General features: G+C 72.3%; 17 protein-coding genes. 11 read left to right on the top strand and 6 right to left on the bottom strand.

Annotated elements, in window-relative coordinates:
• From ACFU97_RS13750 to ACFU97_RS13735, 4 genes are all read right to left on the bottom strand, one after another.
• Nucleotides 1-1,455: CoA-binding protein (locus tag ACFU97_RS13750; RefSeq protein WP_384255145.1), on the bottom strand; the 1,455-nt coding region annotated here is incomplete at its 3' end.
• Nucleotides 1,452-2,630, bottom strand: a complete 1,179-nt coding sequence (locus ACFU97_RS13745) for a Glu/Leu/Phe/Val dehydrogenase dimerization domain-containing protein (protein ID WP_384255143.1) — start codon at nt 2,628-2,630, stop codon at nt 1,452-1,454. The genes ACFU97_RS13750 and ACFU97_RS13745, both read right to left, overlap by 4 nt.
• Nucleotides 2,627-4,273, bottom strand: a complete 1,647-nt coding sequence (locus ACFU97_RS13740) for a 5-guanidino-2-oxopentanoate decarboxylase (RefSeq protein WP_384255140.1) — start codon at nt 4,271-4,273, stop codon at nt 2,627-2,629. Before ACFU97_RS13740 ends, ACFU97_RS13745 begins: the two co-directional genes overlap by 4 nt.
• Nucleotides 4,273-5,430 (bottom strand): acyl-CoA dehydrogenase family protein, encoded by a 1,158-nt coding sequence (locus tag ACFU97_RS13735; protein WP_384255138.1) that lies wholly within the window; start codon nt 5,428-5,430, stop codon nt 4,273-4,275. Before ACFU97_RS13735 ends, ACFU97_RS13740 begins: the two co-directional genes overlap by 1 nt.
• A 316-nt stretch (nt 5,431-5,746) precedes the next feature.
• On the opposite strand from ACFU97_RS13735, the gene ACFU97_RS13730 reads away from it, so the two are divergent.
• Together ACFU97_RS13730 and ACFU97_RS13725 are read left to right on the top strand one after the other, a co-directional pair.
• Complete coding sequence (locus tag ACFU97_RS13730; RefSeq protein WP_384255135.1) at nt 5,747-6,976, top strand: MBL fold metallo-hydrolase; 1,230 nt, start codon at nt 5,747-5,749, stop codon at nt 6,974-6,976.
• Nucleotides 6,977-7,119: 143 nt separating this feature from the next.
• Nucleotides 7,120-7,911: a DUF429 domain-containing protein gene (locus ACFU97_RS13725; RefSeq protein WP_384255133.1), complete on the top strand. Its 792-nt coding sequence runs from the start codon at nt 7,120-7,122 to the stop codon at nt 7,909-7,911.
• A gap of 107 nt (nt 7,912-8,018) precedes the next feature.
• On the opposite strand, the gene ACFU97_RS13720 is transcribed toward ACFU97_RS13725, so the two are convergent.
• On the bottom strand, nt 8,019-9,059 hold the full coding sequence (locus ACFU97_RS13720; protein ID WP_384255130.1) for a Glu/Leu/Phe/Val dehydrogenase dimerization domain-containing protein: 1,041 nt from the start codon (nt 9,057-9,059) through the stop codon (nt 8,019-8,021).
• Between the two features lie 79 nt (nt 9,060-9,138).
• Here ACFU97_RS13720 and ACFU97_RS13715 point away from each other — a divergent pair, with 79 nt between their 5' ends.
• Both ACFU97_RS13715 and ACFU97_RS13710 read left to right on the top strand, forming a co-directional pair.
• The gene (locus ACFU97_RS13715; RefSeq protein WP_384255128.1) at nt 9,139-9,615 is read left to right on the top strand and encodes an Lrp/AsnC family transcriptional regulator; all 477 of its coding nucleotides are present in this window, start codon (nt 9,139-9,141) and stop codon (nt 9,613-9,615) included.
• A gap of 83 nt (nt 9,616-9,698) precedes the next feature.
• Nucleotides 9,699-10,370, top strand: a complete 672-nt coding sequence (locus tag ACFU97_RS13710) for a hypothetical protein (protein ID WP_384255125.1) — start codon at nt 9,699-9,701, stop codon at nt 10,368-10,370.
• 324 nt (nt 10,371-10,694) lie between these two features.
• Here the strand turns inward: ACFU97_RS13710 and ACFU97_RS13705 are convergent, their stop codons facing one another.
• A complete protein-coding gene (locus ACFU97_RS13705) occupies nt 10,695-11,945 on the bottom strand; it encodes a hypothetical protein (protein WP_384255123.1) in 1,251 nt (416 codons plus the stop codon).
• A gap of 250 nt (nt 11,946-12,195) precedes the next feature.
• Between ACFU97_RS13705 and ACFU97_RS13700 the strand changes: the two genes are divergently transcribed.
• The 7 genes from ACFU97_RS13700 (at nt 12,196) to ACFU97_RS13670 (ending at nt 18,300) form a co-directional block, all read left to right on the top strand.
• Entirely contained in the window at nt 12,196-13,293 is a 1,098-nt protein-coding gene (locus ACFU97_RS13700; RefSeq protein ID WP_384255121.1) for a WD40/YVTN/BNR-like repeat-containing protein, read from the top strand.
• Between the two features lie 35 nt (nt 13,294-13,328).
• Nucleotides 13,329-13,721, top strand: a complete 393-nt coding sequence (locus tag ACFU97_RS13695; protein ID WP_384255119.1) for a helix-turn-helix domain-containing protein — start codon at nt 13,329-13,331, stop codon at nt 13,719-13,721.
• Nucleotides 13,722-13,810: 89 nt separating this feature from the next.
• Complete coding sequence (locus tag ACFU97_RS13690) at nt 13,811-14,221, top strand: VOC family protein (RefSeq protein WP_384255117.1); 411 nt, start codon at nt 13,811-13,813, stop codon at nt 14,219-14,221.
• 432 nt (nt 14,222-14,653) lie between these two features.
• On the top strand, nt 14,654-16,852 hold the full coding sequence (locus ACFU97_RS13685; RefSeq protein ID WP_384255115.1) for an ATP-binding protein: 2,199 nt from the start codon (nt 14,654-14,656) through the stop codon (nt 16,850-16,852).
• Nucleotides 16,853-16,914: 62 nt separating this feature from the next.
• Nucleotides 16,915-17,349: a roadblock/LC7 domain-containing protein gene (locus tag ACFU97_RS13680; protein WP_384255112.1), complete on the top strand. Its 435-nt coding sequence runs from the start codon at nt 16,915-16,917 to the stop codon at nt 17,347-17,349.
• A 2-nt stretch (nt 17,350-17,351) separates the two neighbouring features.
• On the top strand, nt 17,352-17,723 hold the full coding sequence (locus ACFU97_RS13675) for a DUF742 domain-containing protein (protein ID WP_384255351.1): 372 nt from the start codon (nt 17,352-17,354) through the stop codon (nt 17,721-17,723).
• Entirely contained in the window at nt 17,701-18,300 is a 600-nt protein-coding gene (locus ACFU97_RS13670; protein WP_384255110.1) for an ATP/GTP-binding protein, read from the top strand. Before ACFU97_RS13675 ends, ACFU97_RS13670 begins: the two co-directional genes overlap by 23 nt.
• Nucleotides 18,301-18,353 lie beyond the last annotated feature (53 nt).

Here is an 18,353-nt window from a genome sequence, read left to right as displayed (position 1 = left end):
CTCCTCGTACGCGCGCGTCACGCGCGCGTGCAGCTCGTCGTGGCCGGTGGCCTCCAGGGCCGCGCTGGTGAAGCCGAGGCCCGCCGCCTGCTCGATGCGCTCGTGGACCGGGATGCGGCGGCCGCGCAGGACGGCGAGTGCGGGTGTGCCGCGGGCCATGGTGTGCACCACGAGCCGGCGGCCGGTCGTGTCGGCCGCGTCCGCGAGCAGACCGGCGACCTCGCACTCGCGGGTGGCCTGGGCCGGGTTGGCGGCGGCGTAGTCGCCGAAGTAGCCCGTCAGGACGACGGCGTCGGCCTCCCCGCTCGCCAGCAACTCGCCCGCCACGCGCGCGTACACGCCGAGATCGGCCTCGCCGGCTCCCGCGAGATCGACCGGGTTGCGGCAGCCGGCGCGCGGCGGCAGCAGGCCGGCGAGCCGGGCCGTCGTCTCCGGGGACAGGGCGGGCACCTCGGCCCCGCGCACGGTGAACGCGTCCGCGGCGAGGGCGCCTTGACCGCCGCTGTCGCCGACGACGGCGATGCGCAGGGCGGTTGGGGCGGAGCCGGAGGCGGGCCCGCGCGCGGCTCCGGGAGCGCCCCGGTCGCGACCGGCCAGCAGGCACATCGCCGTGTCCACCAGCTCTCCCGCGGACTCCAGCAGCAGCGCCCCGCTGTCGCGGCACACCGCCGCCACCGTCGCGTACGGGCTCACCAGGGCGCCCGTGTGGGAGGCGGCGGCCCCCGTGGAGGCGGCGCTGCGGCCGACCGTCAGGAGCAGGACCGGCTTGCCCGCCGCGTGCGCCGCGGTGAGCGCGCGGGCCAGGCGGCGGCCGTCGCGGAAGTCCTCCACATAGGCGGCGATCACGCGGGTCCCGGGGTGGCAGATCAGCGTCTCCAGGGCGTCGGCCGCGTCGATGTCGCGCTGGTTGCCGAGGGAGACGAAGCGGGAGAACCCCTCGCCCACGCGAGCGAGATGGCGGCCGATCTCCAGGGCGAGGTTGCCGCTCTGCGAGACCAGGCCGACCGCACCGGCCGGGAAGTCGCCCCAGCTGAGCCGGAGTTCGGTGGTCGTGTCGACCAGGCCCATGCAGTTGGGGCCGAGCAGCCGGGCCCCGCCGGACGTCACCAGCGCGGCCAGCGCCCGTTCCTCGGCGGGGTCGCCACCCGAGGTGATGACGGTGAAGCAGCGTGCGCCGGCGGCGAGTCCCTCGGTCACCACCGGCCGCACGTGCGCGGGCGGCACGGCGACGACGACGTGCTCGCAGGGCAGGCCGTCCAGGGCCGCGCGGAACGGCACTCCGTCCAGGCTGCCGCCGCGCCGGTTCACCAGGTGCACCTCCCGCCGGGCGCGCCCGGCGAGAGCCCCCTTCGCGAGCCAGTAGCCCCACTTCTCCGGGTTGCCGGAGGCGCCGACGACGGCCACCGAGCCGGGGTCGAACAACTCGTCCGCCAGAGGCGGCCGAACGGCCGTCACCGGTACCAGCCGAAGCGTTCGGCGATGACCGGCAGGCGGTCGGCGACGATCGCGTGCGCGGCCGCGCGCGGGGTGGTGCCGTCGGCCTCCGCACGGGCCAGCATCTGCTCCACCAGGGTGCGCATCGAGCGGCGGGTGTGGTCGAACGCCTCGTCCGCGTCGGGGCCGATGTCGCCGAACAGGGTCCACCACCACCAGGCGTTGGTACCGGAGTTGACGACCACGTCGGGCAGCACGGTCACCCCGCGCGCGGCCAGCAGCTCCTCCGCCTCGGGCAGGACCGGCATGTTGGCGGCCTCGACGATCCAGCGGGCGGTGACGTGGTCCTGGTTGCCGGTGTCGACGGCGTACGAGACCGCGGCCGGCACGAGCACCTCCGCGTCCGCCGACAGCCAGGCGTCGCCGGGCAGTTCATGGTCGCCGGGGCGCAGCGCCGCGCGGTCCACGGTGCCGTAGGCATCCCGCGCGGCCAGCAGCGCCTCCACGTCGAGGCCCGCCGGGTTGGCGATCGTGCCCTTGATGTCGGCGACGGCCACCACGGTGAGGCCCGCGCGGGTGAGGAAGCGGGCCGTGGCCCCACCCATGGTGCCCAGCCCCTGCACGGCGACCCGGGTGCCCGCGTGCGGCACGCCCGCCCGGTCCAGGGCCGCCAGGGCCGCCTCGGCGACGCCGCAGCCGCCGACCAGCTCGTCCAGCCCGATGCCGTCCACCTCGACCGCGAACGCGTCCGCGAGCCGGCGCCGGGCGGCCGCCTCGTCGTCGAGCAGCGGGTACACGGCCTGGATGGACGACATGAGCCCCGCCTCGGCGGCGGCCCGGTCCACCAGGTCCTGGGTGAGACCGAGGTCCTCGCCGGTGGTCCAGAAGCGCTCGATGTACGGCTTCATGGCGCGCAGGTAGCGCACCAGGAGCGGGTACGCCCCCGGGTCCTGCGGATCGCAGTCGATGCCGCCCTTGGCGCCGCCGAGCGGGATGTAGCGGCCCTCGGGGTTGTAGTGCAGGGCCTCCTTCATGGTCATGCCGCGGGCCAGGCCGGTGACCTCGTCCAGGGTGCAGCCCTCGCGCATGCGCAGGCCGCCGCTGGAGACGCCGCGCACCAGCCGGTCGACGACCAGGAAGCCCTGGCGTCCGGTGAGATGGTCGGTCCAGGTGAGCGACATCAGGGGGGTGGTCATGAAGTCTCCTCGGGAACGCTGATCAGGGTGGGGCCGGGCGTGTCGAGTGCCTCGGCGACCGCGCGGCGCAGCTCCTCGGCGGTGCACGCGCGCGTGCCGTGCCCGCCGTAGGCGCGGGCCAGGGCCGGCAGGTCGACCGGCGGGAGGTCCACCGCGGTGGGTGTGTCGCCGCGCGCAGCCATCTCGGCGCGGATCTCGCCGTACCCGCCATTGTCGAACACCACTATGGGCAACGGGAGTCGCAGCTGTACCGCGGTCGCCAGTTCCTGCACGGTGAACTGCAGCCCGCCGTCCCCGCTGAGCGCCAGGACCTGCCGGCCGGGGGCGGCGGTCCCGGCGCCGATCGCGGCCGGCAGCGCGTAGCCGAGGGTGCCGAAGCCGGTGGGGTGGAGGTAGCGGCCGTGCGGGCCCAGCGGGAGGTGCGGGAGGGCGCCGTAGTAGCAGCACTGGGCGCTGTCGGAGGTGATGATCGCGTCGTCGGCGAGGACGGAACGGATCGCCTCCAGGTACGGGATCCAGCGGGCGTCGCGGGCGGCGGTCTCGGCGTCGCGGGCGCCGCGGAGGGCCGAGACCTCGGCCTCGGCGGCCACGCGCGCGTGGCGGTCGTTCTCCTCTGCGGGGAGCTCGGCGAGCAGCGCCGCCACGGTCGTGCGCGCGTCCCCGACGAGGGCGAGGTCCGCCGGTGTCCCGCCGTACATCTGGTCCACGTCGACGTCGATCCGCACCAGGGCGCCGCCGAGCGAGGGCGGCGGCGACCAGAAGTCGGACTCGGCCAGCTCCGTGCCGACGGCGATCACGACGTCCCGCGCGGTGAGCCATTTCCGCACGCCGGGGCCGTGCAGCGAGACGCCGAGCGAGAGCGGGTGGGTCTCCGGGACGATGCCCTTGCCGTTGGCGGTGGTGATGACGGGAGCGGCCAGCCGCTCGGCGAGGGACAGGCAGGTGCCGGCCGCGCCGCGTGCGCCGCCGCCGAGCAGCAGCGCCGGGCGCCGTGCCGCGGTGAGGATCTCGGCGGCCTGCCGCAGGGCCTGCGGGTCGGGTGCCGTCGGGGGGAGCGGCGGGGCGAGCCGGAGCGGGCCGAGCGCCTCGGTCGCCTCCAGGAGGTCCAGGGGGATCTCGATGTGCGCGGGCCGCGGCCGGCCGGTGCGGAACAGGGTGAACGCGCGCGCCACGGCCGTCTCGATCTCGGCGACCGAGGAGACGCGATGGCTGAAGGCGGCCACGCCGCGCAGCGCCTCGGTCTGGCTGCGCATCTCGTGCAGCAGGCCCGTCGACAGGCGCGGGTGGCGCAGCGGCATGCCCGGCGAGACGACGAGCAGCGGCACGCTGTCGGAGTACGCCTGCCCCACGGCCGCGGCGGCATTCATCAACGCCGGTCCCGTGGTCGTCAGGACGACACCGGGCCGTCCCGTCACGCGCGCGTACCCGTCGGCGGCGTACCCGGCGCCCTGTTCATGACGAGGCGTCACATGCCGTATGCCGTACGCCTCCAGGTGCCGGTAGATCTCCAGGTTGTGGGTGCCGGGGATGCCGAAGACCTGTGTGACGGAGTGGCCGGCGAGGGCGCGGACGAGGACCTGGCCGCCGCTGAGGACCCCGTCCGCCGCGGGCGCCGCCTCCGGGCGCGGGAGACCGTGTGCCATCACAGGCTCCGGGCGATGACGAGCCGCATGATGTCCGAAGTGCCTTCCTCGATCTCCTCCAGCTTGGCGTCGCGCATCCACTGCTCGACCGGGAACTCCCGCGAGTAGCCCCAGCCGCCCAGGGTCTGGACGGCCGCCCAGGTGCAGTACGCGGCGGTCTCGGACGCCGTCAGCTTCGCCATCGCCGCCTCGGCGGTGGCGTCCAGCCCGGCGTCCAGACGGCGCGCGGCCCGCCAGGTCATCAGCCGGGCCTGCTCCACGCGCGTGCGCATGTCGGCCAGACGGAAGGCGACCGCCTGGTGCTCGATGATCGGTTTGCCGAACTGGCGCCGCTCGCGCGCGTAGTCGCGCGCGTACTCGTACGCCGCCCGGGCCACGCCCGTCGCCGCCGCGCCCAGCACCGTGCGCGAGATGTCGAAGGTCCGCATCAGCCCGTGGAAGCCCTGACCCTCCGCGCCGAGGCGGTGCTCCTCGGGGACGAAGGCGTCCTGGAAGAAGATCTCCCGGCACACGATCGCGCGCTGGCCCATCTTCTTCATCGGCTCCCCGAACACGACGCCGTCGGTGTCCTTGCGCAGCAGGAACGCGGACACGCCGCGTGCCCGCTTGGTCGGGTCGGTCCTGGCGAACACGACGTACTGGTCGGCCTCGCCCGCGTTGGAGATCCACGCCTTCTGGCCGTTGAGGCGGTAGCCGTCCTCGGTGCGGTGGGCGGTGGTGACGATGGAGGCGGCGTCGGAGCCCGCGCCCGGCTCGGTGGTCGCCAGGGCCGTCATCGGCGTGTCCGGCCCGGCGAGCGGGGTCAGCCACTCCCGCTTCTGCTCCTCGCTCCCCAGCTCCAGAACGGGATCGGCGAAGAAGCCGTTGGAGCAGAGCAGGTTGCCGATGCCGAGGTCGCCGACGCACAGCTCCTCCTGGACGAGGCACTGGGTGAAGACGTCGGTGAAGCCGCCTCCGCCGTACTCCTCGGGCAGCATGAAGCCGGTGATGCCCACCTTGGCCGCCTTGCGCCACAGGTCCCAGGGCGTACGGACGTCCGCCTCGTCGACGGCACGCGCGCGTGGCCGTATCTCCTCGCGGGCGAACGTACGCGTCATCTCGACGATGTCGCGCTGCTCGTCGCTCAGCGGGACCAGCTCGGTGGGGAGGTCGGACATGGTGCCTCCATCAGACCGCGGGGGGATGCTCACCGGTACACGAATTACTGAACCGTGAGTCAGTATTGGAAGCGGGGGCCTGCGCTGTCAACGTGCTGAACCGATCGTCAGTAGCGGCGGTGGGTGCCGCGGTCCCGTGCGGAGGTGGGGTGAGCATGTGCATGGCGAGCGGAATGGACGCCGGTGCCCCGGGGTTGACCAAGGACCTGCTTCCTTGGGCTTTCCTTGGAAAGTGCGCGCGGTGGCCGTACGGCACGAGTGTTGTCGGAGGTGCCGACCATAATGGAATGCCTCACCCACTCCACCTGGAGGTACCGTGTCCGGTTTCCGTTCCCTGAGCTCCGGGCTCCGTGCGCTGCGGCCCGAGGCCTTCGGCGCGGACCCGAGCGGTGAGCGCCTCGCGCGCATCCGCAGATCGCCGCACTTCAAGGACGGTGTCTTCCAGAATCCCGGCGGCACCGCCCGGACCCGGCCCTCCGGCTCCACGGTGGACTTCGCGAAGGTCTTCTTCGACAAGGACGAGCGTCCCCGGCGCTCTCCCGAAGGCACCATTCCCGTGCACCCCACCACGCTCGCCGACATCGCGAAGCCGCCCGCGACGGGGCTGCGACTGACCTGGATGGGCCACTCGAGCGTGCTCGCCGAGATCGACGGACAGCGGGTGCTCTTCGACCCCGTCTGGGGCGAGCGCTGCTCCCCCTTCTCCTTCGTCGGGCCCAAGCGGCTGCACCCGGTGCCGGTGCCGCTCGCCGCGCTCGGCCCGGTCGACGTCGTCGTCATCTCGCACGACCACTACGACCACCTCGACCTGCCCACGATCAAGGCGCTGGCCGGCACGGACACGCTGTTCGCCGTCCCCCTCGGGGTGGGCGCCCACCTCGAGCGCTGGGGCGTCTCCGCCGACCGGGTGCGCGAGCTGGACTGGCACGAGGACACCAAGGTCGGCGGGCTGACCCTGACCGCCACCCCGGCCCGCCACTTCTGCGGGCGCGGCCTGCGCAACACCCAGCACACCCTGTGGGCCTCCTGGTCCGTCGCCGGTCCCGAGCACCGGATCTTCCACAGCGGCGACACCGGGTACTTCGACGGCTTCCAGGAGATCGGCGCCGCGCACGGCCCCTTCGACGCCACGATGATCCAGATCGGCGCGTACTCGGACTTCTGGCCGGACATCCACATGACGCCGGAGGAGGGCATGCGCGCCCACCTCGACCTGCAGGGCGGCACGCCGCACGGCGTGATGATGCCGATCCACTGGGCCACCTTCAACCTGGCCACGCACGCGTGGGCGGAGCCCGGCGAGGGCACCGTCGCGGCGGCCCGTGCGACCGGCTCCCGCATCGCCGTGCCCCGGCCCGGCGAGCCCTTCGAGCCGACCGCCGAGACCGTGCCGACCGAGCCGTGGTGGCGCGCCGTGGCCCTCGCCCCGGCGGGCGGCTGGCCCGAGGCGGCGATCAGGACGGCCGCCGACGCGGGCGCCGAGGCCCAGGCCGACGCGGACGGCGCCGAGGGCACGGGGGAGCCCGAGACGGTTCCGGCGAGCTGAGCTCGGCGGGGGACGCTGGCCGGGCTTGGGCCGGGTGTCGGCTTGGCCACCCGGTCGGCCTGGCCTCGGCGGGGGAGAGGGAGTCTGTGACCCGGATCGGCAGGTCGGCTGAGGGCCCTGGCCCGGGCCGCAGCCCTGGCGCCGTGCATCGGCACCGGCCGGCGGTGACGGTCGGCATCGACCTGGCCGCCAGCGCGCGGCGGACCGCGGTGTGCCGGATGGAGTGGACGGGCGAGGGCGCCGTGACGGCGGAGTTCGTCGTGCCGCCGACCGACGCGGACCTGCTCGCGCTGATCCGGGCCGCCGACAAGACCGGCCTGGACTGTCCGCTCGGCTGGCCCTCCGGCTTCGTGGCCACCGTCCTCGCCCACCACCAGGGCGTACGGCTGCCCGCGCCGGCCCGGTTCGAGGAGCGGGCGGACGGGCGAGCGGGCCTGGACCCCTTGCGGTTCCGGCTCACCGACGACCTGACCTGGAAGGCCACCGCGATGCGCCCTCCGCTCTCGGTGTCCACCGATCTGCTGGGCGTCGTCGCCCTGCGGGCGGCCCGTCTCCTCGACGCTCTCGCGGCGGCGGACGTCCCCGTGCCCCGGGACGGCTCGGGCCTCATCGCCGAGGTGTACCCGGCCGCCGCGCTGAGGCTCTGGGGGATTCGCCCGGGACGCAGCTACAAGAACGCCGGACCGGAGTCCCGCGAGGTGCGCGAGCACGTGCTGGGCTCGATCGAAGAGGGCCTCGGGCCCCGCCTCCCCGAGCAGATACGCGCGACCTGCCTCGACAGCCACGACCACCTCGACGCCCTGATCTGCGCGCTGGTCGCCCGCGCCGTCCTGCTGGGCGACACAGATTGGCCGAAGACCGCGGACGAGCGGGCGGCCGCGGTGCGGGAGGGGTGGATTCATCTGCCGGGGGGTGGCCTCGGCGGACTGCGCTGACGTGTGTGAGGCCGGGTTGAGGCCGGGCGGCGGGTGAGGACGGGGATCGGGCTGCCGGCGTCCACTCGGGCTTCCCCCGTGCCGGACCGTGGACGCCGACCCCTGCCTCAACTCGCCGAGTTCAGCCGGGCCTTGGCGATCTGCAGCGCCGCCCGCTGCGGCGTGGCGCCCGTCGAGCGGGCCACCTCCAGCAGGCGGCTGACCGTGTCGCCGATTCCCTCCACCCGCTTCTGGGCGGCCTCGTCGCTGTAGTGCTCCGACTCGCGGCTGAGGGCGTAGATGATGCCGCCGGCACTGGCGACGTAGTCGGGGATCCAGACGATGCCGTGTGCGGCGAGGGTGTCGGCGACGGAATCCTCGGTGAGCTGGTTGTTGGCCGGTCCGACGACCAGCGGTGCGGCGAGCCGGGGCACGGTCGCCTCGCCGAGGATGCCGCCGACGGCGGCCGGGACGAAGACGTCGGCCGGTGCGGACAGCGCCTGGTCGGGCTCGACCCAGCCGTACCCGCGTGCCGACGCGGCCTCCTTGCGGGACGGGTCCACGTCCGACACAAGGACGTGCGCGCCTTCGGCGGCCAGGCCGGCCGCGATGCCGCTGCCGACCGAGCCGAATCCGCTGATGACCACCGTGCGGCCGGTGCAGGAGGCGGTGCCGAACACGTGGCGGGCGCCGGCGCGCAGGGCGGCCAGGACGCCGGTGGCGGTGGGGGCGCCGGAGCTGCCGGTTCCGCCGTGCTCCTCGGGAGCGCAGTGGGCGTAGGGCGAGAACTGCCTGAGGATCACCATGTCGTCCGGGCCGGTGCCGATGTCGGGGCCGGTCCGGTACGAGCCCTCCAGCGACGCGATGAGCTCGCCCAGGTCCTCGAGCGCGGCCCGGCGCAGGTCCGGGGTGAGGTCGGTGTCCATGCCGAGCGCGATCACCGTCTTGCCGCCGCCGAAGTCGAGACCGGCCACCGCGGCCTTGTAGGTCATCGCCTCCGACAGGCGCAGCGCGTCGGCCAGGCCGTCCTGCCAGGTGTCGTAGCGGCGCAAGCGGCATCCGCCGACCGCCGGGCCGAGGGTGCGGGAGTGGATCGCGATGATCAACGGAAGCGCTGAGCGGCTGCCGCGGCGGACGACGACCTCTTCGTGTGCGAATGCTTGGCTCATGAGGGCGAAGCTAGATTCATGTACGGAGGGACTGGCCCTGTGCCGAAGAAAATTCGGTACGCGCAGTACGGAGGTAGTCATGGACGAAGTTGATTCGGCGATCGTGCGTCATCTGCAGGTGGACGGTCGGCTCTCCAACCGCGCTCTCGCCGAGAGGATCGGTATCGCACCGTCCACCTGCCTCGAACGAACCAGGCTGCTGCAGCGGCGCGGCATCATCCAGGGCTACAAGGCACAGGTCTCGCTGCGCGCGCTCAACCGCTCGGTCCAGGCGATGGTGGCCACGACCATCCGGCCCCTGCGCCGGGACGTCGTCGCCGCGTTCGAGAAGTCGGTGACCGAGCTGCCGGAAGTCGTCTCCGTCTACACGATGGCGGGCAGCGACGACTTCCTCGTCCACGTCACGGCGCAGGACATCGACCACCTCCACGCCTTCCTCCTGGACCAGTTCACCAACCGGCGCGAGATCGTCAGCTTTCGCACCTCGATCATCTACCAGCACCTGACGAATCCGGTACTCGATCCGCTGCCTCCGACGCCGGAGCAACTTGCTTGAGAAGGTGGTGGTTTGGGTCGCGGCGGGCGGTGGCGGGCCTCGACGGGCCGCCGCAGGCCGCCGTGATGGATCATGGATGCGTGATGAAGTGGACGCAGGACGGACCTCCGGTCGACCGGCCGGCTCCTGAGCCGGAGCTTTCCCCGTACCAGCAGGCGATGAGGCAAAGACTGCTCGCCGCCCCGGTGGTACCGGCCCCCGAGCCCTGGCGGCGCATCGCGTACGCCCCGGTCGGTGGACTTCTCGGTATCGGCTTCGCCTCGCACCCCGTCGGCGGCCAGGACTTGGTGTTGGTCGTCTCGCACGACGGTCACGGGCTCTTCGACGCGGTTACGGGGGAGAAGATCGCTCGGGACCGCGATCCGGACCCGGACGCGGACCGGGACGCGGAGGCGGAGGACGGCAATCGTGACGCCGATCCCGCTGAGTGGTGTGCCGGGCTGGGGCCGATCGCCGGAAGCAGGGTGCGCGTCGCCGGGCTTTTCGGGGGAGGACTGCACGCCACCGGTGGAGACGGTTGGAAGGTGGAGGTCGTTGCCCCGGTTTGGCCGAACGAGCGGGTTCTGCTCTGTCGCTACGGCGGTCTCCCGCACTCCGGTCCGCACGGGGAGGGCTGGTGGCACGTCTTCCACTCCCACTATTCGGAGCTCCGTGCCGTTGGATTCTCGCCTTCCGGGCAGACTCTTGCCGTAGCGACGAGCAGCGACCTGTCGCTCTGGACTCGCAGCGCCGACCAGAACCGTAGAGGCGCATAACGTTCAGCTGGGATCTGGGAGTTGACGTCGTCGGAAGTGGCCTGCCCGCTGGGAGAGTCGGGGAATGAGTGGGGGATGGCCGGCTCTGCCGGTCGCCTAGCCCAGCGGGACAGTTACGCCGAGGCCGAGATGGTGGTGCCGGACGATGTGCTCGTGGCAGCCACAGCCGCCGGCCGCCGACTCAACGACTCTTGGAGTCAACTGGCCGTGATGCAGCAACGGATGCGTCTGGACTTGGGCGTGGACAGGGGTACGCGGGCTGTCGGGGCCGAGTGAGCCGGTGACGGGCCGCGGTGGCGGCCCGTGTGTCGTGCCGGACGGTCGTCAGCTCAGGTTCCGGGCTAGGCGGCGGCGTGCGATGACGAGCAGGCCCGTGCCCGTTGCCGCGGCTGCGGCGGTCGCGATGGTGATCGGCAGGGCCGAGGAGCCGGTGCTTGCGAGCTCGCCGCTGCTCGTCGTCGTTCCGTCGCCGCCGGTGACCGACGATCCGCCGGTCGACGACGACCCGCCTGTCGACCCGCCCGAGCCGCCTGTCGACCCGCCCGAGCCGCCTGTCGACCCGCCCGAGCCACCGGTCGTTCCGCCCGTCGAGCCGGTCGGCCCTCCGCCCGTGACGTCCAGCGTGATGTCGGCCTTGTCGTTGGCCTTGTTGGGGTCGAACGGGCGCGGTTCGGTGCTCAACGCAACCGAGCCCTTGGCGTTCGCCACCCGCTTGTCGATCTTCAGCTGGAAGGTGTAGGTCTCCTGGCTGCCCTCGTAGAGCGACCGCATGCCACAGCTGTACACCTTGCCGTCGGCCCGGCAGAACGAGGCGCGCTTGACGACCGAGGTGCCGGCGGGAGGCGTGACCTTGACGCTGACGGAACGGTCCCCTGGCCTGGGCATGACCCAGGCGGGCCCGGCGTTGGTGAATGTCACCTTCATCGGCACCGTGTCACCGACGTTCCCCTTCAGCGCGGCGCCGGTCACCTGGTAGTCGGCCGTGTTGACGGCGGTGACCGGCTTGGTGACGACTGCCGCGGTCCCCGCGACTCCGCCCTGCGCCTCGACCAGTTTCACAGCCGGCGCGGTTCCCGCCACCGGTGGAGTGCCGTTGTCGTCGACCCAGGGATCGCCGTTCCAGACGCGCAGGCGGAGATCTTCGTTGAGCGCGCGGTCCAGTGCCGTGACGCGGAGAGGGGTGTCGGTCGTGTAGACGACGCCCGACTCCACCGCCTGGTCGAACGCGCACGCCGCCGTCCACTGCTCGGGCATCTCGTCGTAGGACGGGACGTGCTGCACCTGGCAGTTGGAGGGGACGCTCCCGAGGTCGAGTCCCCGGGTGACGGAGTAGGAGACCCACACCTTGTTGGCGGTGACGGAGCTCTTGTTCGCCACGGTGGCCGATATGTCGAAGGTGCCCCCCGGCTTCAACCCGTCGATCGGTTCGATGCCTCCGACGACCAGTTCGGGTGCGGGCTCGTCGGCGAAGGCGGCGGGAGCCGCGGCCAGCGCGATCAGACCGGCGGCAGCGGCAGCGCCGAGGGCGGCGACGGCGGCACGGGAGGTGCGACGTCTGTGTGGGGGCATCGGCATCGGGGGAACCTCTGTCGGAACGTAGGCGAAACGGGAGTGAACGGTCGGTGTTGTCGAGGAGAACAGCCCTGCCACCCCTAGACTCTTGCCGCCTCCGAACAGTTGCACGTCCGGCGCCTCTTCCGTCGTGCGACCGCACCCGGGCTCGGTTGAGGCTTTCAACAATCGTACTTTTTACGCATGTTCCTCCCGTCCTTCGACAGTTAGCGTCACCAGGATGGGAGTTGCGTTGTTCAGGTCGATTCTGCGCGTGAGCGCCGTGGTCGGGATGGTGCTCAGCCTGAGTGACCCGGCTGTGGCGTCGCCGGTGTCAGGGGCGGGTCACCACCCGGAGGCATCGCCACGGTGGCACTTCACGCAGACCGCCACGAGCAACACCTTGATCGCGGTCGACGCCGTCAACCGCTCCACGGTCTGGGCCGTGGGTGGCGGGTTCCAGGGCGTGGTCGGTGGCGCGGTGGTGCGAAGCGTGGACGGAGGGCGCTCCTGGCGGGACGTGACTCCTCCGGGAGCGGCGAGCGACGACATCCGGGACGTCGAGGCGTTCGATCGCGACCATGCGCTCGTACTGGCTTTGAACCGACCTACGGCCGGAGTGCCCGCGCGCATCTATCGCACGGCCGACGGCGGGGCCAGCTGGCAGCAGGTGTTTCGTGCCGCGGATCCGGAGGCGTTCTTCTCCTCCATGGCTTTCTTCGACCGTCGGCACGGTCTCGCCGTGGGTGACGCCGTCGGTACCAAGTTCCCCCTCCTGGAAACCACCGACGGCGGTCGCAGCTGGCGCCCGGCGCCCTCCGGCGGGATGCCCGACACCGTGCCCGGCAACGGTGTGCCGGCGACCGGTACGAGTCTGATCACGCATGGCCGTCATGACGCCTGGTTCGGGACGACGAGCGCCGGCGCCGGTCACAGGGCCCAGGTGTTCCACACGCGGAACGGCGGCAGGACCTGGACCGTGGCCGACACACCGGTACCTGATGGGGCGAACATCGCCTCGCTGTCTTTCCGGAACCGACGGGACGGTCTGGCGGTCGGTGGCAACTTCTCCCCACCTGACGGCATCGACCTCGGTGCGGTCGTCCGTACGTCCGACGGCGGCGCCTCGTGGGCGCTTGGCGGCACTCCCGCCGGATTGAGGAACGGCGTTGCCTGGATTCCCGGCCGCAGGGACACCGCGATCGCCGTCGGCCCTGACGGGAGTGACATCACGACGGACGGTGGCCGAACCTGGTCCCGCTTCGACCGCACTCTCCTGCTGGGCATCAACTGCTCACCCCACGGGGACTGCTGGGCCGTGGGCGAGGGCGGTGTGGCAGCCCGGCTCGGCTTCGGCGCGGAGAGTCCATGACGGCGCTCTCCGCGAGGTCATGGTGTGATGACCCCGTGAGTCGCGCCTCCGAAGAGACCAATCGCCGCATGCTGCGGGCCCGGGACGCGATGGATCGTGCCTATGCGCAGCCGCTGGACGTGCCGGCGCTGGCGCGGATCGCTCATGTGTCGCCGGCGCACTTCGCGCGTACCTTCCGGGTCACGTTCGGCGAGACCCCGCACCGCTATCTGCAGCGGCGGCGGGTGGAGCGGGCGATGTTCCTGCTGCGGGAGAGCGACCGCAGCGTCACCGACATCTGCTTCGAGGTCGGCTTCGGCAGCCCGGGCACCTTCAGCCGTACGTTCCGGGACATCGTGGGCCGCTCGCCCCGGGAGTACCGCAAGCAGGCCGTCGCCCTGGACGTCCCCACCTGCTTCACGATGGCGTGGATGCGGCCGGGTGTGTGAGCGTCCGCTCGGGCGACGTCCGGCGGCGGTCGGACGACAGAGCAGTTTTGGATAAGTTTTCGTGCGGCCGGGCTCGTAGCGTGAGGTGCATGTTCACAGGAATCACGCACTCGCAGATCTACGTCCTCGACCAGGACGAGGCCCTCGACTTCTACGTCGGCAAGCTCGGCCTGGAGGTCAACACCGACGCCGACCTCGGCTTCATGCGCTGGCTGACCGTCAACGTCCCCGGACAGCCGGACCGCGAGGTGCTGCTGGAGAAGCCCGGCCCGCCGCGGCTGTCGGACGAGATCGCGGAGCAGGTCCGCGACCTGCTGACCAAGGGGGCGACGGGCGGCTTCCTCATCTTCAGCACGGACGACTGCCGTAAGACGTACGACGAACTGCGGGCCAAGGGCGTCGAGTTCACCGAGGAGCCCACCGAGCGCGAGTACGGCATCGACTGCGGCCTGCGCGACCCGTTCGGCAACAGCATTCGGTTCACCCAGCCGAAGGCGTAGGCGGGAGGCGTGGTCGGAGCCGGGCGTCCGGCACTCGGCGCTCCGCGCCGCCGTTACGTTACGTGACGTTCGGGGGAGCGATTTTGCGGGTCTCGGGCCTCCTCGAGGTGGGCTCGGGCGTGGGCCCGGCGAGTGGTGGGGTCCGTCGGTGAGGGCCGGGGAGCAGGTGCTTCCCGGCCCTCACTTTTGTGTTGTGACCGCTTCTGACCAGCTCTGATCGTTCCTTGGCCTGGCAGGGCCATGACGTCGCTCGGTTTATCGGTCTGTCGTACGACGCCTCATACCAGAGCGGGACGCTGTGCGTGGGACTTTGTCAACTGCCCACCGCACATGATGGGTTGACGACTACTGTGAGTGTCCATCGGGCGCCCGCTTGCCCGAAAAGCGCACCCCGCGCTTCGGCACCGACGGACCAGTACGACGAGGACACCGATGTCTCACCTCCGCGCCCCGGCCGCACGCGCAGACCGCCGCGAGGGCGGGCGGCACGGACGGCCGGTCACCCGTCCCGTGCCCACGCTGCCCGAGGCCCACATACGGCCCCAGTTGATGCGCCTCGCGGTGCTGCCGCCCATCGCGGTGGCCCTGAGCGCCGCCGCGGCCGTCCTCTTCACCGTCCGCTCCACCGGAGCGCGGCCCGGCCTGAGCCTGTGGGGCGTGATGGCGGGCGCCGCCGCGGTCACGCTCGCCGGCATCCTGATCGCCGTCGTGGCCGCCGACCGTGCCGCCCGCTCGGTCAGCGACCGCGTCGGGGCCCTGCGCCGCAGCAGCGCCCGCGGTGAGGCCGACCTGCGCGCGCTCGTCGAGGCGCTGCGGCGCGGTGAGGCGCCGCCCCAGCGCAAGCCGCGCGGCGGTCCGCCCGACGGCGCCGACGACTTCGAGCTGCTGGCCGCCGACCTGACCCGTGCGCACGACGGCGCCGTCACGGCTGTCGTACAGGCCGCGCAGCTCTCCAGCCAGGCGGGCAGCGAGCAGAAGCTCGAGGTCTTCGTCAATCTCGCCCGGCGGCTGCAGTCGCTGGTGCACCGGGAGATCTCGATCCTCGACGAGCTGGAGAACGAGATCGAGGACCCCGATCTGCTCAAGGGGCTCTTCCACGTCGACCACCTCGCCACGCGCATCCGCCGGCACGCCGAGAACCTCGCCGTCCTCGGCGGCGCCGTCTCCCGCCGGCAGTGGAGCCATCCCGTCTCCATGACGGAGGTGCTGCGGTCGGCCATCGCGGAGGTCGAGCAGTACTCCCGGGTCAAGCTGGTGCCGCCGATCGACGGCACCCTGCGCGGCCACGCCGTCGCCGACGTCATCCACCTGCTGGCCGAACTCGTCGAGAACGCCTCGGTGTTCTCCGCCCCGCACACCCAGGTCCTGCTGCGTGCCAACCTCGTCACCTCCGGTCTCGCCGTCGAGGTCGAGGACCGGGGCCTGGGCATGCCGGTGGGCGAGCAGAAGAAGATGAACGCCCTGCTCGCCGACCCCGACCAGGTCAACGTCGCGAGCCTGCTCGCGGACGGCCGTATCGGGTTGTTCGTCGTCTCGCAGCTCGCCCGGCGGCACGGCATCAACGTCCGTCTGCAGACCAACATCTACGGCGGTGTGCAGGCCGTTCTCGTCGTGCCGCAGGCCCTGTTGGGGTCGGGGCCGGGCGGACCCGGAGACGCGCTGCCGCAGACACAGGGCGGCATGGGGGCGCTGGGCGCGATCGGGGCGATGGGCGCGGCCGGACTTCCTGGGCCCTCCTCCTCTGCGCAGCCGCCGGCGCCCTCTCCACAAGGGCAAGCCCCTGGGCAAGTGCACGGGCAGGCACAAGGGCAACCGCCGCTCCAGCCACACCCGTTGACCCCGTCCGCCTCCGTCCCGACATCCCCCTCCACCCCCGCATCCGCATCCGCATCCGAGACAACCGGGTTCCACGTCGTGCCCGAGCCTCGGTCCTCGCGGCGTGCGCAGCAGCAGGAGGGGCCGCGGCCGTCGGACGCCGCACCCAACGGCACCCCGCTCAACGGCAGCCCCCTCAACGGCGGTTCACCGGGCGCGGGCGGACCGCTGCCCGTGCGCGGTACCCATGAGGACCGCGCCAACCCGGCCGAGGCCCTGCCCGGCATCCGCCCCGACGAGCGGCGGCGCGTCGCGGAGAACACGGCCGAGGCGCCCGCTCCCCGCCTGGGGACCGTCCGCGGCACCATGGGCAAGCCCCAACTGCCGCGCCGCCGCGCCCAGGAGCACATCGTGCCCCAGCTGCGGGAAGGCCCGGCGCCGCGGCAGGACACCGACTACCTCGCGGGCCACGACCCGGGTCTGATGGCGGCCTTCCAGCGCGGCATCGGCCTCGCGGAGGCCCAGCAGAGCCTGGAGTCCGAGCACACCGGCGCCACCCACATCGTGCCGGAGCACCCGACGCACCCGACGCACCCGGCGCACCGGGAGTCCCCCTCCACGTCCCCCTCCGCATCCACCTCCACATTCCCGCACTCGGCCCTCGACGCGCACCGCGCGGGCGCCACCTCGCTTCACACGCCGCACCCCATGGACGTAAACCCCATGGACCCGTCCCACATAGCGCAGGCGCGCCCCGCCTCCGCGCGCGGCATCGACCATCCCACCCGGCACGACGGGAGCGCGCCGGCCGGATGACCACCTCAGCCCTCACCCCCACCGCTCCCGCAGACCTTCGTACCTCAAGGAGTCGATCCATCATGGCGAGCGATGTGCCGACCGGCCATGTATCCGATCTCGACTGGCTGATGAGCGGCCTCGTGCAGCGCGTACCCCACACCACCAGTGCGGTGCTCCTGTCCTGCGACGGACTCGTGAAGTCGGTCCACGGCCTCGACCCGGACAGTGCCGACCACATGGCCGCACTGGCCTCCGGCCTGTACTCCCTGGGCCGCAGCGCCGGAGTCCGCTTCGGCGACGGCGGCGACGTACGCCAGGTCGTCGTCGAACTCGACTCGACCCTGCTGTTCGTGACCACCGCGGGCTCCGGGACCTGTCTGGCCGTCCTCGCGGGCCGCGAGGCGGACGCGGCGGTGCTCGGCTACGAGATGGCGATGCTGGTCAAGAGCGTCCGCCCCTACCTGGTCACCGCCCCCCGGCAGCACGCCGTCGAACCGCCGGCGATGAGGCCTTGAGCGTGGCGGCGGTCGGCGACGGGCCCTGGCTCGACGACGCGGCCGGCCGGCTCGTACGCCCGTTCACGGTCAGCAACGGTCGTACCCGGCCCAGCATCGCGCTCGACCTCCTGTCGCACGTGATGGCCACCGGCGCCACCCCGCTCGGCTATCTGGGCCCCGAGCACGCGCTGGCGCTCGACCTGTGCCGCGCGCCCGTCTCGGTCGCCGAGGTGGCCGCCCATCTGAAGCTGCCGGCGGTGGTCACCAAGGTGCTGCTGTCGGACCTCGTCGACTGCGGGGCGCTCACCACCAAGCCCCCCGAGTTCCACCACAACCCGACTGACCGGGCCCTTCTGGAGGCAGTGCTCGATGGACTACGACGACAGCTCTGACCCCTTCCCGACCGCACTGAAGATCCTGGTGGCGGGAGGGTTCGGAGTCGGCAAGACGACCTTCGTGGGAGCGGTCAGCGAGATCGCGCCGCTCAGCACGGAGGAGCTGCTCACCACGGTCAGCGCCGCGACCGACAGTCTCGACGGGATCGAGAACAAGGTCGAGACGACGGTGGCCATGGACTTCGGCCGCATCACCCTCGATCCGGAGCATGTGCTGTATCTGTTCGGCACGCCCGGCCAGGAGCGGTTCTGGTTCATGTGGGACGAGCTCTCCGAGGGCGCGCTCGGCGCGGTCATCCTCGCCGACACCCGCCGCCTGGAGGAGTGCTTCGCGGCCGTCGACTTCTTCGAGCAGCGCGGCCTCGGCTTCATCGTCGCGATCAACGAGTTCGACGGCTCCTACCGCTACGACCCCGAGGAGGTCCGCGCCGCCATCGACCTGCCCCCGGAGATCCCGATCGTGCGCTGCGACGCGCGCATCTCCAGTTCCGGGGTGCAGACGCTGCTGACGCTCGTACGGCACCTCATCGCCTACGCCCCGGCGCACGCGCCGAGCCACGGCGCCCACATGTGATCCCCGCACACCGCCACGGAGCCCGTATATGACCCACGTCCACAGTGACGGAG

This window comes from Streptomyces sp. NPDC057616 (genome assembly GCF_042800575.1).
Taxonomy (GTDB): domain Bacteria; phylum Actinomycetota; class Actinomycetes; order Streptomycetales; family Streptomycetaceae; genus Streptomyces.
Note: the sequence above shows the minus strand (reverse complement) of the source record. Positions and strands in the feature narration are given on the sequence as shown.

What these genes read in the sequence shown, in the direction of transcription:
- ACFU97_RS13740 (WP_384255140.1), bottom strand. Translation starts at nt 4,273, where the DNA reads ATGGCACACGGTCTCCCGCGCCCGGAGGCGGCGCCCGCGGCGGACGGG.
- ACFU97_RS13715 (WP_384255128.1), top strand. Translation starts at nt 9,139, where the DNA reads ATGGACGAAGTTGATTCGGCGATCGTGCGTCATCTGCAGGTGGACGGT.
- ACFU97_RS13680 (WP_384255112.1), top strand. Translation starts at nt 16,915, where the DNA reads ATGGCGAGCGATGTGCCGACCGGCCATGTATCCGATCTCGACTGGCTG.
- ACFU97_RS13705 (WP_384255123.1), bottom strand. Translation starts at nt 11,945, where the DNA reads ATGCCGATGCCCCCACACAGACGTCGCACCTCCCGTGCCGCCGTCGCC.
- ACFU97_RS13690 (WP_384255117.1), top strand. Translation starts at nt 13,811, where the DNA reads ATGTTCACAGGAATCACGCACTCGCAGATCTACGTCCTCGACCAGGAC.
- ACFU97_RS13735 (WP_384255138.1), bottom strand. Translation starts at nt 5,430, where the DNA reads ATGTCCGACCTCCCCACCGAGCTGGTCCCGCTGAGCGACGAGCAGCGC.
- ACFU97_RS13720 (WP_384255130.1), bottom strand. Translation starts at nt 9,059, where the DNA reads ATGAGCCAAGCATTCGCACACGAAGAGGTCGTCGTCCGCCGCGGCAGC.
- ACFU97_RS13670 (WP_384255110.1), top strand. Translation starts at nt 17,701, where the DNA reads ATGGACTACGACGACAGCTCTGACCCCTTCCCGACCGCACTGAAGATC.
- ACFU97_RS13685 (WP_384255115.1), top strand. Translation starts at nt 14,654, where the DNA reads ATGTCTCACCTCCGCGCCCCGGCCGCACGCGCAGACCGCCGCGAGGGC.
- ACFU97_RS13745 (WP_384255143.1), bottom strand. Translation starts at nt 2,630, where the DNA reads ATGACCACCCCCCTGATGTCGCTCACCTGGACCGACCATCTCACCGGA.
- ACFU97_RS13710 (WP_384255125.1), top strand. Translation starts at nt 9,699, where the DNA reads ATGAAGTGGACGCAGGACGGACCTCCGGTCGACCGGCCGGCTCCTGAG.